This is a genomic window from Xanthobacter sp. BG11Y11_SDJG (genome assembly GCF_057364445.1).
The window spans coordinates 1-835 of the sequence record NZ_JBNFNU010000780.1; the positions used below are offsets into that span (position 1 = coordinate 1).

General features: G+C 70.4%; 1 protein-coding gene. It reads right to left on the reverse strand.

Annotated elements, in window-relative coordinates; genetic code table 11:
• Positions 1-16: 16 nt before the first annotated feature.
• Positions 17-835: peptidylprolyl isomerase (locus AC2W7M_RS26490; protein ID WP_486136163.1), on the reverse strand; the 819-nt coding region annotated here is incomplete at its 5' end.

Genomic DNA, 835 nt, shown 5'->3' on the forward strand with positions numbered 1-835 from the left:
CGCGCGGCGGGAGACCTCAGGGCTTGGTGGGCGCCGGCGCAGCGGGGGGCGGCAGGGGGCAGCAGGGAGCAGCAGGCGCGGCCGCCTTCTCCACCTTGCCCTCGGCGCGCAGCTTGGTGACGAGGTCGGACTGCGACTTCTGCACCAGGAAGCGCTCGATCTCGGCCTCCACCTGCTCGAACGGGGGCACGGCGCTCTCGCGCTTGTCCTCGATCTTGATCACGTGCCAGCCGAACTGGGTCTTCACCGGATCGGAGACCTGGCCCTTGTCCAGCTTGAAGGCGGCCTCGGCGAACTCGGGCACCATCTGCTCCTTGGTGAAGTAGCCGAGGTCGCCGCCGTCCTCGCTTGAATCCTTGGAGTTCTCCTTGGCGAGCTTGGCGAAGTCCGCGCCGGCCTTGGCCTTCTTGGCGATGTCCTTGGCCTTGGCCTCGTCGTCCACCAGGATGTGGCGCGCGCGCACCTCGGTCTCCGGCTTGCGCTGCTTGGCGAACTCCTCATAGGTCTTGCGCTTCTCCTCGGCGGAGACGGCCTTGGACGCCGCGTCGGTCAAGAGCACGTCCACCAGCGCCTTGGTGCGGGCGAACGCCATGCGCTGCTGGAACTGGGGCGTCTGGTCGAGCTTGGCGGCGGTCGCGGCCTGCGCCAGCAGCGTCAGGTCGGTGAGGTAGGACAGCACGTATTCCAGCCGCTGCGGCCCCTGGAGCTGGGGCGGGATGTTCGGGCCCATCTCCTCGGCCGCGAGCGCGAGGTCGCTGGCGCGGATCGGGGCGCCGTTCACCGTCACGAGGACCGGGTCGGCGCCGGTCGCGGGGCGCCGCGGCCGCCTGAGGGG